Origin of the sequence: Pseudomonas sp. o96-267 (assembly GCF_003935465.1) — a bacterium.
GTDB classification, from domain to species: domain Bacteria; phylum Pseudomonadota; class Gammaproteobacteria; order Pseudomonadales; family Pseudomonadaceae; genus Aquipseudomonas; species Aquipseudomonas sediminis.
This window is the reverse complement of record NZ_RHQP01000018.1, coordinates 52,573-66,251: the sequence shown is the minus strand read 5'-3', so window position 1 is coordinate 66,251 and position 13,679 is coordinate 52,573. Positions and strand designations below refer to the sequence as shown.

Below are 13,679 nucleotides of genomic sequence, written 5' to 3'. Positions count from 1 at the left end.
ATACAGCGCGAGCACAATGCAGACAGCCAACCGAACGGTGACGTCTCCGCATGCGCGGATTCTTTCTGCGCATTATTACCAGATCGTGAAGTCCGGCACAGGTGCTCGAGCGAGTATATTTTCGCCTCCTAGGGCCACACCCTCATTGGCGTGGCAACAATTCGAAACGCGCCTCCTGCACGCTCTCCGAATCCAGCCCTAGCTGGACACGGAAGGCACCTGGCTCGCTGACATGCTGCAGGCTGGCGTTGTAGAAACGCAGCATGGCTTCGTCGATCTCGAAACTCAGCTCGCGTGCCTCGCCTGCCCCAAGCTTGACCCTGCGAAAATCCTTGAGTTCCTTCACCGGACGGATCACCGAGGCGGCCTCGTCGTGCAGATACAGCTGCACGACGGTGGAGCCAGCCCTTGGTCCGGCGTTCTTAAGCGTGACGCTGACGCGAATCTTCTCGCCCGGTGCCATGCGCTCGGCAGACAGCTTCGGCGCCGACAGCTGGAAATCGCTGTAGCTCAAACCATAGCCGAACGGATACAGCGGACCGTTGGGCTCCTCGAAATACTGCGAGGTGTAGTTGCCAGGCGTGCCGGGCGTGTATGGGCGGCCCAGGCGCAGATGATTGTAGTAGGTGGGAATCTGCCCGACCGAACGCGGAAAGGTGATCGGTAGTTTGCCGGCGGGGTTGTGCTCACCGAACAGCACGTCGGCGATGGCGTTGCCACCCTCTATACCGCTGTACCAGGTCTCCAGCATTGCATCGGCGTTTTCCTTCTCCCACCCCAGCGCCAGCGGTCGACCGTTCATCAGCACCAGCACCAGCGGTTTGCCGGTGGCCTTGAGCGCGCGCAACAGCGCCTGCTGGCTGTCCGGTAGGTCCAACCGGGTGCGACTGGATGACTCGTGGGACATGCCGCGCGCCTCCCCCACGGCGGCAACGATGACGTCGGCCTGGGCTGCCACACGCACCGCCTCCTCCAGCATCGCCTGCGGGGTGCGCTTGTCCAGCACGACTTCCGGGCGATCCCAGTTGAGCTGATTGAGGTAATTGATCACATGGGCATCGTCGGTGACGTTGGCGCCAACGGCGTAGAGCAGCTTGCCCTGCCCTTTGAGCGCCGCTTCCATGCCCTTGCGCAGGGTCACCGCCTGCTCCGCCACGCCCACCGCTGACCAACTGCCGAGCATGTCCACCGGCGAGTCGGCCAGCGGACCGATCAAGGCGACGGTGGTCTTCTTGCTCAGGGGCAGCGTGTCGCCATGGTTTTCCAGCAGCACCAGGGAGTCGCGCGCCATGGCCCGCGCATCGGCGCGGTGCAGGCGGCTTTCGGCATTGACGTCGGCCGGGTCGTCCTCGGCGCGGCCGATACGGCGGAACGGATCGTGGAACAGGCCGAGGTCGTACTTGGTGTTCAGCACATGGGTGACAGCCTCATCCAGCACGCTCTGAGGTACCGCGCCGCTGCGCACCAGCGCCGGCAGCTCCTGATCGTAGAGCGTGTCGGCCATGCTCATCCCAACACCTGCGGTGACGGCCAGTTTTGCCGCCTCTCGACCATCGGCAGCCACACCATGGCGCAGCAGTTCCGTGATTGCGCCATGATCACTGAGCGCCACACCCTTGAAGCCCCAGTCGCGGCGCAGCAGATCACGCAGCAGCCAGGTATTGGCCGAAGCAGGGACACCATTGATGGAGTTCAGCGCCACCATCACCCCACCAGCGCCGGCATCTATGGCGGCGCGATAAGGCGGCAGGTAGTCCTGGTACATGCGCATTGGGCTCATGTCGACCACGTTGTAGTCGCGCCCGCCCTCCACCGCGCCATACAGGGCGAAGTGCTTGACGCTGGCCATGATCCGCTGCGGATCGCTGGGGTCCTTGCCTTGAAAGCCATGCACCATGGCCGTGGCGATACGAGAAACCAGGTAGGGATCTTCGCCGAAGCCCTCGGAAGTGCGTCCCCAGCGTGGATCGCGGGAGATGTCTACGGTCGGCGCGAAGGTCATGTCCAGACCATCGGCACTGGCTTCGAACGCCGCGATCCGGGCGCTGTTCTCGATGGCTGGAATGTCCCAGCTGGACGCCAGGCCCAGGCCGATGGGAAAGGTGGTGCGATGACCATGGATGATGTCGTAGGCGAAGAACACCGGGATGCCCAGGCGGCTACGCAGGGCAGCCTCCTGCATCGGACGATTCTCCGGTCGCACCACCGAGTTGAAGGTGGCGCCGATGCGACCCGCCGCCATCTCCTCGCGGATGCGCTCACGCGGCATGTCACCGCCGATGCTGATCAGGCGCAATTGGCCGACCTTTTCCTCAAGGGTCATGCGACCTACCAGGTCGGCGATGAAGGCCGATTTGTCATCAATCGAAGGCGCAGCAACCAGCAGGCTGGGGGTGATCAAGGCAGAGGCAACAGCGAACTGACGCAGGTATTTCATCGGGAGCGGCACCGGGATGCGAATCATTGTTTGAATGGTCCCCACGATACTCCGAGTCCTCGTGCCGCGCCGCGAGTTGGCGCAAAAAAACTTAAGCACCATTGAAAGGCGTTCCAGAAATTACGACCCCAGAATTTCACAAACTTGCGCATTTTTTTCTTCGCCTCTGGTTTTGCCTACTGGCAGGCGTAGCATGGCTGCATTCGGGAGAAGTTGATGGCGCAATTCGAACATCTGCAGGTATTCCAGAGCATGAGCCGCTCGCCCAACGCTCGGCTACACGCGATGGCCGAGCTGGGCAACGGCATGGCCGTGGCCCGCTGGAGCAACGCTCATGATGCGCGTGACTACCTTGCCCCCAGCCATCACACGCTGTCGTGCTACCTCAGTGGCGGCACCGGCACATTTCGCCGTGAGCAACCCGGCAACAAGGGCGCGCCAGACAAACTGTGCATTCTGCCGGCCGAGCATCAGTCGGCCTGGATCATCAATGGCGAGATTCAGCTTGCCCACCTCTATATAGAGCAGGAGCAGTTCGCCCTTGGCGCGGTCGCCCTGCTCGATCGCGAGCCGCGCAGCCTGCAACTGGAAGAAGCGACCTTCCTCGAAGACGCCGAACAGTCCGCGCGCTTTCGCCAGCTGTGCACCCTCGACTGGCAGGAGCCGGGCGAACGCCTGCTGGCCAGCAGCCTGGCGCACCAACTACTCGACCACGCCCTGCTCAACCAGGTTGGCCTGCGCCAGGGCCTGCGCCTCAAGGGCGGACTGGCACCGCTGCAACGCCGACGTGTGCGCGAGTTCATCGAGCAGCACCTGGACACGCCGCTGCCGCTGAGCCAACTGGCCGCACTCTGCGCGCTGTCGGAATACCACTTCGCGCGCATGTTCCAAAGCAGCTTCGGCCTGCCACCTCATCGTTACGTGCTGGCTCGGCGTCTGGCGCGTGCCTGCCAGATGCTACGTCAGCCAGCCCCTGCTCTGAGCGAGGTGGCATTGGCCTGCGGCTTCGCCAGCGCCAGCCATTTCAGCAACCGTTTTCGCCAGGCATTGGGTGCAACGCCCAGACAGTACCGCGCTGCGTTCGTATAGGGCGGGAGAAAGCCGCCACCCGCCCTGCCGTCGGCAATCTCTGCACCACGCCTGCTAATCGTCACGCGGCTATGCGAAAATCTGCGGCTTTGCATTGCCACGGCCCAGTCATGCGCCCATTCCCTTTAGCCACGAGGCTTCGCTGATGCCTCTGGATATCCACCTGTTACGCCAGGAAGACTGGCGTTCCGAATTCGGCGCGGGCGACCTGCGCCGTGGCATCGGCTACGCCGAAGAAAAACGCAGCAAACTGCTCAGTCTCAAGGACCACAGCCTGCTCGCCAATTGCCGGGGCTCAGGTGGGCAGACCTACCAGCAACGCATCACGCTGCATCCTTATGGGCGCAAATGGAGCGTGACCGGCCACTGCAACTGCCCGGTCGGCTTCAACTGCAAGCACGTGGTGGCCGCCCTTCTCACCCTTGAAGCTCAGCAGCGCGCCGGCAGCGACCTGTCAGACATCATCGTGCAGGACAAGGAGTTGGCCGAAACACGCCTCGAAGGTCTTGCCCCCACCGCCGTCCTCAGCCTCGGCAGCCAGGTGCGCGTGCATTTCGACGCACGCAAGGGACGCATGCAGGAACAAACCCAGCACCGCGCCGCACTGGCCTTCGACTATGCCGGGCACAAGGTCTTCGGCAAGCCGGCCAAGGACCTGGTCAAGCGCCTGGATGAGCAAACCAACCTGCGCCTGATCCGTGACGGCGCAGCCGAAGCCACGCTGCGCAAACGCCTGGAAAGCCTCGGTCTGCAGGTAGCTCTGCGCCAGAGCGAGGCGCTACCGGCCGAAGCTGGCGAGCCGTTCGAGCTGGAACGCGAGCGCGACTGGCTCGATTTCGTCCAGCAGCAACTGCCGCAATTGCGCGCAGAAGGCTGGCAGATCCACATGCGCCCAGACTTCCAGTACAACCTCGCCGAGGTCGACGACTGGTATGCCGAGGTCGAGGAAGACCCGCAGCAGAACTGGTTCGATCTGGAGCTGGGCATCGAAGTCGAAGGCCAGCGCCTGAGCCTGCTGCCGATCCTGCTCCAGGCCATTCGCCGCACGCCCTGGCTGCTGGCGCCCGAGGCACTGGCCCAGCGCGCCGACGAAGACCGCCTGCTGGTCAACCTGCCGCAGAGCGGCAAACGCATCGCCCTACCCTTCGCCCGCCTCAAGCCATTGTTGGCCACGCTCGGCGAGCTGTATTTCCGCGATCCCGGCGAAGACCACTTGCCGCTGCGCCTGGGGCGCGCCGACGCCGCGCGCCTGGCCGAACTGGCGCAGGGTCCTGAACTCAGCTGGCAAGGCGGCGATGAACTGCGCGGTTTCGCCCAACGCCTGCAAAGTCTGGCAGTGCGTGAAGTCTCACCACCCGCGGGCTTGCAGGCCGAACTGCGCAGCTATCAGTTGCAGGGCCTGAACTGGATGCAAACCCTGGCCGAGCTGCGCGTCGGTGGCGTACTGGCCGACGACATGGGCCTGGGCAAGACCCTGCAGACTCTGGCGCATATCCTCTGCGAGAAACAGGCGGGTCGTCTCGACAAGCCCGCGCTGATCGTCATGCCCACCAGCCTGATTCCCAACTGGCAGGACGAAGCGGCGCGCTTCACCCCACAGTTGCGCGTACTGGCACTGCATGGCAGCAAGCGCAAGGCGCTGTTCGAAGAGATCACCGAGCACGACCTGATCCTGACCACCTACGCCCTGCTGCCACGCGACCTCAAGGCGCTGAATCAACACCGCTACCGCCTGCTGATCCTCGACGAAGCGCAGAACATCAAGAACCCGCGCAGCAAGGCGGCCACCGCAGCGGCTCAGATACAGGCCGAGCTGCGCCTGTGCCTGACCGGCACGCCACTGGAAAACCACCTGGGCGAGCTGTGGTCACTGTTCCACTTCCTCATGCCGGGTTGGCTCGGCGACGCCAAGGCCTTCACCCGCGATTACCGCACGCCCATCGAGAAACGCGGCGACGGCCATCGCCTCGCTCATCTGAACGGGCGCATCCGCCCCTTCCTGCTGCGCCGCAACAAGGAACAGGTAGCCAGCGAACTGCCGCCGAAGACCGAGATCACCCAATGGGTCGAGCTGACCCAGCTGCAGCGCGACCGCTACGAAACCCTGCGCCTGGCGATGGACCAGAAGGTGCGCGAAGAAATCACCCGTCAGGGCCTGGCACGCAGCCATATCGTCATCCTCGAGGCGCTGCTGCGCCTGCGCCAAAGCTGCTGCGATCTGCGCCTGCTCGGAGAGGATAACGGCGAGTTGGGCGCAAACGATTCCGGCAAGCTCAGCGCCCTTCTGGATATGCTTCAGGAACTGGTGGACGAAGGCCGCCGCGTGCTGCTGTTCTCTCAGTTCACCTCGATGCTGGCGCTGATCGAGGCTGAGCTGCAGGCCCGCAAGATCGCCTACGCCAAGCTGACCGGCAGCACCCAGGATCGACGCACACCGGTACAACGCTTCCAGGCGGGAGAGTTTCCGGTGTTCCTGATCAGCCTCAAGGCCGGTGGCAGCGGCCTCAACCTGACCGCCGCCGATACCGTGATCCACTTCGACCCCTGGTGGAACCCGGCCGCCGAAGCCCAAGCCAGCGATCGCGCCTACCGTATCGGCCAGGACAAACCAGTGTTCGTCTACAAGCTGATCGCCCGCGGCAGCGTCGAAGAAAAGATCCAGCAACTGCAGCAGGCCAAGGCCAGCCTGGCCAAAGGCGTGCTGGACGGCGGCAGCCAGGGCCAGTGGAAGCTGGATGAGGAAGACTTGGCAGCGCTGTTTGCACCGCTCGATTGACACCTCGCCTCAACGATCCGCCATCACGCCAGTAATGGCGGATGAAACAAGTGTCATCCACGTCAAATATCAATCAGACGTATCGTCGCGCTCGGACTCGGCATCCTCACGGTTGCGCGCCTTGTTGCGGGGATGCGGGCCGGCCACGGCCGGAAAGCGTGACGAGGCGTAACGCACTACCAGGATCGCAAGCGCCAGCAGCAGGATCGCCCCCGACACCATCACCACACCCCAGCTCGGCTTGTGGGTGTGGGAAATGTCGGAAATCAGCAAACGAGTCAATGCAGTGATCGCCACATAGATCATGAAGCGAATCGGCATGTGGTTGGTCTTGAAATAGATCCCCACCATCGCTGCCAATTCCAGGTAGATGAACAGCAGCAGGATGTCATCGACCGTGATGTGTCCCTTCTCCAGCATGCCGATGAAGGTCATCACCCCCGCCCAGGCCGTGATCGCACCAATGGCGAACAGCGCCAGGTAATGGAAGGCCTCCATCAGCAGATTGCCCAGCGACTCCGCCAGACCGTGCATGTTTTCGCGCAAGCGCTCAGCCCAATTCATCCTTCAACTCCCCACGAGACCTGGCAAACCACCCCGAATCCCCACCTCGGGTATTCGCAAGAAACAATCATGCAGGAAAAAGACCAGCCCGAGGATGCCGCTGCGATGTGACGATTTGGCACGCTCCAGCCGACCGCGACGAGGCTGAAACTGACATCACAGGCTCGCCAAGATACCCCGACGCGTCGCACACTACGGCATCGCCACTCTCAATGAAGGATCCCCCATGCGTCTTTTCTCGCTGAGCACCGCATTGTCGTCCGCCATGATCGCCCTGGTCAGCCTGCCGCTGCAGGCGGCCGCACCGGCACAACAGAAGACCCAGGTACCGGGCTACTACCGTATGGCACTCGGTGACTTCGAAGTCACCGCTCTGTATGACGGCTACGTCGACCTGCCTGCCAGCCTGCTCAAGGGCATGGATGACAAGGACCTGCAATCGCTGCTGGCACGCATGTTCGTGGCGTCCGAGAAAGGCGTGCAGACTGCGGTCAACGCCTACCTGATCAACACCGGCGACAACCTGGTGCTGATCGATACCGGCGCCGCCAAGTGCTTCGGCCCGACTCTCGGCGTGGTGCAGACCAACCTCAAGGCATCCGGCTACCAGCCGGAGCAGGTGGATACCGTGCTGCTCACCCACCTGCACCCGGACCATGCCTGCGGCCTGGTCAACGCTGACGGCAGCCCGGCCTACCCCAACGCGACCGTGGAGGTGCCGCAGGCGGAGGCTGAATTCTGGCTCGACGAGGCGACCATGGCCAAGGCCCCCGAAGGCATGCAGGGCATGTTCAAGATGGCGCAACAGGCAGTCGCACCCTATGCCAAGATGAACAAACTCAAGCCCTACAAGACAGAAGGCAAATTGTTGCCTGGCGTCAGCCTGGTAGCGAGCCCGGGACACACGCCCGGACATACCTCTTACCTGTTCAAATCGGGTGGACAGAGCCTGCTGGTATGGGGCGACATTCTGCATAACCACGCCGTGCAGTTCGCCAAGCCTGAAGTGGTCATCGAGTTCGATGTCGACAGCGACCAGGCCAGGCAATCCCGCCAACGCATCCTGGCCGAAGCGGCCACAGACAAGCTGTGGGTCGCTGGTGCGCACCTGCCCTTCCCCGGCCTGGGCCACGTACGCAAGGAAGCCCAAGGCTACGCCTGGGTACCCGTCGAGTTCAGCCCGATCCGTAGCGACCGCTGAATTCTCGACATTCGCTGCTGGCAAAACGGTAGCGAGTTCTTTATGCTTGGATTACTGTATAAATAAACAGTTACCAACAGACACGCATGAAGGCAGATGAGGTGATGAATGGCCGTCGAAGTGGTGTATCGCAGCAGTCGCGATCCGGAGCGCTTGTTCATGGATAAGGCCGAAGCCGACCGTTACGACAAGATGCTGGAACTGGCCGAGCGCCTGAGCGAGGTGCTGCACAAGGCGGTTCCATCCCTGAGCGAGGAACAGGGCGAGGAGCTGGGTATCTTCATGGCCAAGAATCGCGACGTCTTTGCCAAGGCGTTCAAGAGCCAGCCGGACGCACTCGAGGAACTCGAGATCGAGACCGCCAGCGAGTGACCGTGTAGCGCGGCCCCTCTTTCGCACGAGGGGTCTGCTCGGTAAAACCGTCCAGCATCATGCTCTGCTGCCTGGGTATTGCCCCGCGACCTGCTCCAGCCATGCCGGCAAATCACGTCGCTTGACGCCCTCACCTCGCGCACGGGCCAGCTGTTCGAGCATGTACTGACGTTTGCGCTCATCGCCCTCGGCAAAGGAAAGCGCCAGATCGCGATCACTCCATTGGCGAATGCGGCGAAACAGCCACCAGTGAAAGTACAGGCCGGCAGCGGTGGTGACGACGATAATGAAATAGTCCATGGTGAATCCTCCTTTCACCACGCTAATCGAGCCCGTACGCAGCGCCAAGTGCGGCATTGCCGCAGGCTATGGAGGCCACTCGATGATCCGTTGCAAGCGGGTTTATCTCGATGCCCAGGCCGGCGACGGCCAACGCATACTGGTCGACCGACTATGGCCAAGGGGCCTATCCAGGGACGCCTTGGCGTTCGATGAATGGCTACCCGAAGTCGCGCCATCTACCGAACTGCGCAAGGCCTTCGCTCACCGCGTCGAAGCCTTCGATGATTTCAGTGCGGCCTATCGCCGTGAGCTGGCGGGTCACCCCGAACATTGGCAGCGACTGCTGCATTGGGCGGCGAGCGGCACGCTTACGCTGCTTTACGCCGCACGCGATGAGGAGCACAACAACGCGCGAGTTCTGGCGGAGTTCCTCGAGGATGAGCTACAGCGATACGACTCGCCCAGTTCACCTGTGTGCTACCAGAGCGAATTCGACGGCAATTGAGCGCACTGACGTCGCCACGATGCTGCCTGGCCAGGCTCAGACCCGCCCCCCGGAACGGGCCGGATAGCAGCTAGGTGCGATAGAGCAGGCCCTCCGCCAGATAGTCGGCGACTCGCGCCGGGGAACGTTTTTCAGCCTGAGCATGGGCGTAGACCTCGGTCAGACGCCGGCTGATCTGCGCCAGGTGCGCGGTGATCGCCGCTAGTTCCTCGCCGCGATGACGCAGCGCCACGTAGATCAGCCCTCCGGCATTGAGCACGTAATCCGGCGCGTAGAGAATCCCGCGAGCTTCCAGCTGATCGGCCACTTCAGGGCTTGCCAGCTGATTGTTGGCCGCTCCAGCCACCGCAGCGCAACGCAGATGGGAAACCGTCTGCGCATTCAGCACACCACCCAGGCCACAGGGCGCGAGAATGTCGCAAGGCGTGGTAAGCAGCGCATCGCTGGTTATCGGGTGCGCCCCCAGTTGCTCGACAGCCAGTTGCACACGCCCGGCATCGAGGTCGCTCACCAACAGTTCCACGCCCGCGGCATGCAGCGCTTCGGCCAGGGCGAAACCGACATTGCCCAGCCCCTGAACAGCGACTCGCAGCCCTTCCAGATCATCGCTGCCAAGACGCGCCTGGGCGGTAGCGCGGATGCCCGCGAACACACCCAAGGCGGTGTGCGGTGACGGATCACCCTCGCTGGTCGTACTGGTAGCGTGATGGGTGTACTGGGCGATGCAATCCATGTCGGCGCTGGAGGTGCCACTGTCGATGGCGGTGATGTAACGGCCATTGAGGGTTTCGATAAAACGACCGAAGGCTTCGAACAGCGCGGCGCGGCTCTGCAGATGAGCCGGGCGGATGATCACCGCCTTGCCGCCACCGTGATGGATCCCAGCCAACGCCGCCTTGTAGCTCATACCCTGGGCAAGGCGGATGGCATCGCCAATGGCGCTCTGTTCATCGGCATAGGGTAGGTAGCGACAACCGCCAAGCGCTGGCCCGAAACGGGTGTTGTGAATGGCGATAACGGCCTTGAGACCGCTGGCCGGATCCTCGGCCAGATGCAGGGCCTCGAGGCGGGCGGCTTCCATCATGCTGAACATGGGCGAGCTCCCGGTTGGACTTCAGGCCTCAGTATAGGAGAGCCACACTGGACGACGACCTTGCCAGGAGCTAAAAGAGCAGAAGTCAGCGGAGAATGCGATGAGCCCACGCCAAGCCTGCCTGCAGTGCCTGCAACGCGACCCTCCCGCCCTGTTCGAGGCGGCACTGTGGATCGCTGCCGAACACGATGATCAGCTTCAGCCCGCGCAGATACTGAGCGACCTGCACAGTTTGTTATTGCAGGTCAGCGCCGGGTTACCCGCCCTGCCCCCTCGCGAACTGGCACAACCGCTGCTGCGCCGACTGGCAGAACTCGACTATCAGGAAGACGACGAAGGCGTGACACGACCGCGCCATGCCCTGCTGCATGAAGTGCTACGCCGCCGACGCGGCCAGCCGCTGACCCTGGCGTTGATTGCACTGGAGTTGGCGCGCCGCCTGGATATTCCACTCCAGGGCGTGAATTTCCCTGGTCACTTCATGCTCCGTGTACCTGGCGCCGATCACCTGCTCGACCCTTGCGGCGGACGCCGCCTGTACACCCGCGACTGCCGTGATCAGCTCTATCGCAATTTGGGCCCGGATGTCGAACTCAGCGCGGTGCACCTGCAGACAGCCGATGCCGCTGACATGCTGCGACGCCTGTCGCGCAACCTGCGCCTGTTGCACATGCAGCACGATGCTCCGGAAGCAGCGCTCAAGGATGCCGAGCGCGTCCTGCAGCTCGGCCCGCCCAACCTGGTCGATCATCTGGCTCGGGCGGACGTCTATCGGCAACTGGATTGCCCACAGGGTGAGCGCTATGACATTGAGCACGCGCTGCTGTTCTGCGAGGAGGAAGGTTTGCGCCTGCAGTTGAGCCAGCGCTTGCGCAGCCTGGCACGTGCGCCAGCGATGCATTGAAGCGCCGCGCCCGAAAACCTCGGTATCAGGCAGACGCCGCCAGGCTGTGGAAGCTGAAGTAGTAACGCAGCGCGTCGATCATCTCGACGTAGTCGGCAGGTGGCGCCACCAGAGCGAAGCCGGAATCGTAGACACCGGGATTGACATCTTCACGGCACCACTTACAGTTGGCGGAGAAGTCGATGAAATGCATGCCATGCTGGCCTGGAATCTTCAGGCGCATGTCGAAGCGTGCGCCCACCAGCATCGGCAACTGACTGATCAGCATCAGACCGTCGAGGGAGACATTGCCGATGGAGCCCATCGGTTTGTCGGTAATGCGATTGAACACCTTCAGGTAGTAGGGCAACTGATGGCGTTCGATTCGGCGCTGGCTACGCATAGTGGCAAATCGCTACAAAGGGACTTGAGTATGGCCCTACTACGACCACTTAACCATCCTCAAGAACAGCGTTGGGCTATCCGCTCGCGCAACTGGCGACGAGCGGTGTCGGTTTCTTCATCACTGTAGTAGATGCGCTCGCCGCCGGCGCCTTCGCGATAGTAGCGAAAGCCCTCCGGCATCTGCGCCAGGTGTCGGCGCAGATCACGGCATTCACTGGCCCGCTCTTCGCGCTGCGCAGTTGCTGTCGCCGCAGCCTGTTGTTGCTCTTCACGCCGCGCATCGTAGAAACGCTGACGGCGCTCCTCACGCTCACGCGTATGTTGGTCGCGCTCAATCACCTGCGGTTTCACCTGCACGGTTTCAGCCCCGGCCACGGGCCTCTGGCCGAAATGCACCCGCCCCTGCTCGTCCGTCCAGCGATAGATTTCCGCCGTCGCCAGCGAGGGCAGTAGTACAGCGATCAACAACCAGTGACGCATGTTCATCCTCCATGAGAGACATACGCCAGCTTATACCGCCACGCGCCCCTGAAGAACGCCGAACGACCGAAGGCTCAGAGTGTGGCCGGACTGACCTTGGCTGCCGGCGCCGGACTGTGATGCCCCAGTTGCTCCAGCGTCTGCAGACGCGCGCGGGCACGGTAGGCGTACTCGCTGGCCGGATAACGCGTGATGATGAACTGGTAAGTCTGCGCGGCATCGACGAACAAGCTCTCGCGCTCCAGGCATTGACCGCGCAACAGGGAAATCTCAGGTTGCAGGTAATTGCGCGAGCGGCTCTTGCGCTCGGCCTGCGACAGCTCCAGCGCGACCTGCGCACAATCACCTTCGTTGTAGGCGCGGTAGGCGTTGTTCAGATGATGGTCGAGCGAGACACGGGTACAGCCCGTGGCAACCAGGGCCACGGCCAGAATGATCAGGGTACGCATGGGCAATTCCTCCAATGAGCAGTGTATCGACAGCCGAGGGGAAAACTGAACAGCAATAGTTGTTCTGGCAACGCCCCGCATGACGCCATTGCCTCACCTATTTGTCCGCGCCAGCGCCACGACCACTCGCCCTCTCGAACCAGCGCCAAATCGCTGATCCATATCAATGCCGCTCGCCTGAACATGGCCTGTAATGCAGGCACAGACTCCAGATGAGGACGCTGCCATGAAACTGCAACGACTGATGGTCGTCATCGACGCCGAACACCAGCAACAACCGGCCCTGCAGCGGGCCGTCGAAGTGGCGCGCGAGACCGGCGCCGCCCTGCACTTGCTGCAGGTCGAGTATCACCCGAGCCTGGAGAGCGGCCTCCTGGACAGTCAGTTGCTCAACCGCGCCCGTGAAGCCATCCTGCGGCAGAGTCATGAGGCGCTACGCGCCAGCGTCGCCCACCTGAGCGATGAAGGGTTCAGAATCGAAGTGGACGTACGCTGGGGCAAACGCAGCCACGAGGAGATACTCGCCCGCGTTACCGTGCTGCAGCCGGACATCCTGTTCAAGTCGACCCACCCCAGCAGTGCACTACGACGCCTCTTGTTCAGCGATACCAGCTGGCAACTGATCCGACGCTGCCCGGCGCCACTGTGGCTGGTGCACGATGCCAAGCCCCGCGGCCAGAGCCTGTGCGTCGCGCTCGACCCGCTGCACAGCGCGGACAAACCTGCCGCCCTCGATCATCAGTTGATTGGCACCAGCCAGGCTCTGCAGGCTGCGCTTGGCCTGCAAGCCGAGTACCTGCACGCGCAGGCACCGCTGCCACGCTCGCTGCTGTTCGACGCCGAGGTAGCGCAGGAATACGAAGACTACGTGACCCAGTGCAGCCGCGAGCACCGCGAAGCCTTCGACAAGCTGATTGGCCAATACGCCATCGATCGGGCGCAGGCCCACCTGCTGGACGGATTTGCCGAAGAAGTCATTCCAAAATTCGTGCATGAGCACAATATCGGCCTGCTGGTAATGGGTGCCATCGCCCGCGGCCATCTGGACAGCCTGCTGATCGGCCACACCGCGGAGCGGGTACTGGAACGCGTCGAGTGCGATCTGCTGGTGATCAAACCGGACGGCAAAGGGTAGTGCACAGG

Annotated in this window: 14 protein-coding genes; 7 read left to right on the top strand and 7 right to left on the bottom strand. The window is 62.7% G+C overall.

The window, feature by feature from the left end:
• Positions 1 to 142: 142 nt before the first annotated feature.
• Entirely contained in the window at positions 143 to 2,437 is a 2,295-nt protein-coding gene (gene bglX / locus EGJ86_RS14045) for a beta-glucosidase BglX (RefSeq protein WP_177432839.1), read from the bottom strand.
• Between the two features lie 216 nt (positions 2,438 to 2,653).
• Here bglX and EGJ86_RS14040 point away from each other — a divergent pair, with 216 nt between their 5' ends.
• On the top strand, positions 2,654 to 3,526 hold the full coding sequence (locus tag EGJ86_RS14040) for a helix-turn-helix domain-containing protein (RefSeq protein ID WP_125835509.1): 873 nt from the start codon (positions 2,654 to 2,656) through the stop codon (positions 3,524 to 3,526).
• 145 nt (positions 3,527 to 3,671) lie between these two features.
• A complete protein-coding gene (locus tag EGJ86_RS14035; RefSeq protein WP_125835508.1) occupies positions 3,672 to 6,302 on the top strand; it encodes a DEAD/DEAH box helicase in 2,631 nt (876 codons plus the stop codon).
• A gap of 69 nt (positions 6,303 to 6,371) precedes the next feature.
• Here the strand turns inward: EGJ86_RS14035 and EGJ86_RS14030 are convergent, their stop codons facing one another.
• Positions 6,372 to 6,866: a phosphate-starvation-inducible protein PsiE gene (locus tag EGJ86_RS14030; protein WP_125835507.1), complete on the bottom strand. Its 495-nt coding sequence runs from the start codon at positions 6,864 to 6,866 to the stop codon at positions 6,372 to 6,374.
• Between the two features lie 226 nt (positions 6,867 to 7,092).
• Here EGJ86_RS14030 and EGJ86_RS14025 point away from each other — a divergent pair, with 226 nt between their 5' ends.
• Together EGJ86_RS14025 and EGJ86_RS14020 are read left to right on the top strand one after the other, a co-directional pair.
• Entirely contained in the window at positions 7,093 to 8,067 is a 975-nt protein-coding gene (locus EGJ86_RS14025) for an MBL fold metallo-hydrolase (protein WP_125835506.1), read from the top strand.
• 108 nt (positions 8,068 to 8,175) lie between these two features.
• Positions 8,176 to 8,439, top strand: coding sequence for a YebG family protein (locus EGJ86_RS14020; RefSeq protein ID WP_003462365.1), 264 nt, complete (start codon positions 8,176 to 8,178; stop codon positions 8,437 to 8,439).
• A 57-nt stretch (positions 8,440 to 8,496) separates the two neighbouring features.
• Here EGJ86_RS14020 and EGJ86_RS14015 read toward each other — a convergent pair whose 3' ends face one another.
• Positions 8,497 to 8,739: a hypothetical protein gene (locus EGJ86_RS14015; protein ID WP_003462367.1), complete on the bottom strand. Its 243-nt coding sequence runs from the start codon at positions 8,737 to 8,739 to the stop codon at positions 8,497 to 8,499.
• Between the two features lie 82 nt (positions 8,740 to 8,821).
• Between EGJ86_RS14015 and EGJ86_RS14010 the strand changes: the two genes are divergently transcribed.
• Entirely contained in the window at positions 8,822 to 9,226 is a 405-nt protein-coding gene (locus tag EGJ86_RS14010; RefSeq protein WP_125835505.1) for a DUF488 domain-containing protein, read from the top strand.
• Between the two features lie 70 nt (positions 9,227 to 9,296).
• Here EGJ86_RS14010 and EGJ86_RS14005 read toward each other — a convergent pair whose 3' ends face one another.
• Positions 9,297 to 10,319, bottom strand: coding sequence for a Glu/Leu/Phe/Val dehydrogenase dimerization domain-containing protein (locus EGJ86_RS14005; protein ID WP_125835504.1), 1,023 nt, complete (start codon positions 10,317 to 10,319; stop codon positions 9,297 to 9,299).
• Between the two features lie 100 nt (positions 10,320 to 10,419).
• Here EGJ86_RS14005 and EGJ86_RS14000 point away from each other — a divergent pair, with 100 nt between their 5' ends.
• Positions 10,420 to 11,223: a SirB1 family protein gene (locus EGJ86_RS14000; RefSeq protein ID WP_125835503.1), complete on the top strand. Its 804-nt coding sequence runs from the start codon at positions 10,420 to 10,422 to the stop codon at positions 11,221 to 11,223.
• Between the two features lie 25 nt (positions 11,224 to 11,248).
• Here the strand turns inward: EGJ86_RS14000 and EGJ86_RS13995 are convergent, their stop codons facing one another.
• The 3 genes from EGJ86_RS13995 to EGJ86_RS13985 all read right to left on the bottom strand — a co-directional run bounded on the left by EGJ86_RS13995 (position 11,249) and on the right by EGJ86_RS13985 (position 12,536).
• On the bottom strand, positions 11,249 to 11,605 hold the full coding sequence (locus EGJ86_RS13995) for a PilZ domain-containing protein (RefSeq protein ID WP_125835502.1): 357 nt from the start codon (positions 11,603 to 11,605) through the stop codon (positions 11,249 to 11,251).
• A 59-nt stretch (positions 11,606 to 11,664) separates the two neighbouring features.
• Entirely contained in the window at positions 11,665 to 12,087 is a 423-nt protein-coding gene (locus EGJ86_RS13990; protein ID WP_106734492.1) for a DUF4124 domain-containing protein, read from the bottom strand.
• A gap of 74 nt (positions 12,088 to 12,161) precedes the next feature.
• Positions 12,162 to 12,536, bottom strand: coding sequence for a tol-pal system YbgF family protein (locus EGJ86_RS13985; protein WP_099525661.1), 375 nt, complete (start codon positions 12,534 to 12,536; stop codon positions 12,162 to 12,164).
• A gap of 226 nt (positions 12,537 to 12,762) precedes the next feature.
• Between EGJ86_RS13985 and EGJ86_RS13980 the strand changes: the two genes are divergently transcribed.
• Complete coding sequence (locus tag EGJ86_RS13980; RefSeq protein ID WP_125835501.1) at positions 12,763 to 13,671, top strand: universal stress protein; 909 nt, start codon at positions 12,763 to 12,765, stop codon at positions 13,669 to 13,671.
• The last annotated feature ends 8 nt before the right edge of the window (positions 13,672 to 13,679 follow it).

Coding starts and splice junctions, on each gene's coding strand:
- bglX (WP_177432839.1), bottom strand. CDS start 2,437: ATGAAATACCTGCGTCAGTTCGCTGTTGCCTCTGCCTTGATCACCCCC.
- EGJ86_RS14040 (WP_125835509.1), top strand. CDS start 2,654: ATGGCGCAATTCGAACATCTGCAGGTATTCCAGAGCATGAGCCGCTCG.
- EGJ86_RS14035 (WP_125835508.1), top strand. CDS start 3,672: ATGCCTCTGGATATCCACCTGTTACGCCAGGAAGACTGGCGTTCCGAA.
- EGJ86_RS14030 (WP_125835507.1), bottom strand. CDS start 6,866: ATGAATTGGGCTGAGCGCTTGCGCGAAAACATGCACGGTCTGGCGGAG.
- EGJ86_RS14025 (WP_125835506.1), top strand. CDS start 7,093: ATGCGTCTTTTCTCGCTGAGCACCGCATTGTCGTCCGCCATGATCGCC.
- EGJ86_RS14020 (WP_003462365.1), top strand. CDS start 8,176: ATGGCCGTCGAAGTGGTGTATCGCAGCAGTCGCGATCCGGAGCGCTTG.
- EGJ86_RS14015 (WP_003462367.1), bottom strand. CDS start 8,739: ATGGACTATTTCATTATCGTCGTCACCACCGCTGCCGGCCTGTACTTT.
- EGJ86_RS14010 (WP_125835505.1), top strand. CDS start 8,822: ATGATCCGTTGCAAGCGGGTTTATCTCGATGCCCAGGCCGGCGACGGC.
- EGJ86_RS14005 (WP_125835504.1), bottom strand. CDS start 10,319: ATGTTCAGCATGATGGAAGCCGCCCGCCTCGAGGCCCTGCATCTGGCC.
- EGJ86_RS14000 (WP_125835503.1), top strand. CDS start 10,420: ATGAGCCCACGCCAAGCCTGCCTGCAGTGCCTGCAACGCGACCCTCCC.
- EGJ86_RS13995 (WP_125835502.1), bottom strand. CDS start 11,605: ATGCGTAGCCAGCGCCGAATCGAACGCCATCAGTTGCCCTACTACCTG.
- EGJ86_RS13990 (WP_106734492.1), bottom strand. CDS start 12,087: ATGCGTCACTGGTTGTTGATCGCTGTACTACTGCCCTCGCTGGCGACG.
- EGJ86_RS13985 (WP_099525661.1), bottom strand. CDS start 12,536: ATGCGTACCCTGATCATTCTGGCCGTGGCCCTGGTTGCCACGGGCTGT.
- EGJ86_RS13980 (WP_125835501.1), top strand. CDS start 12,763: ATGAAACTGCAACGACTGATGGTCGTCATCGACGCCGAACACCAGCAA.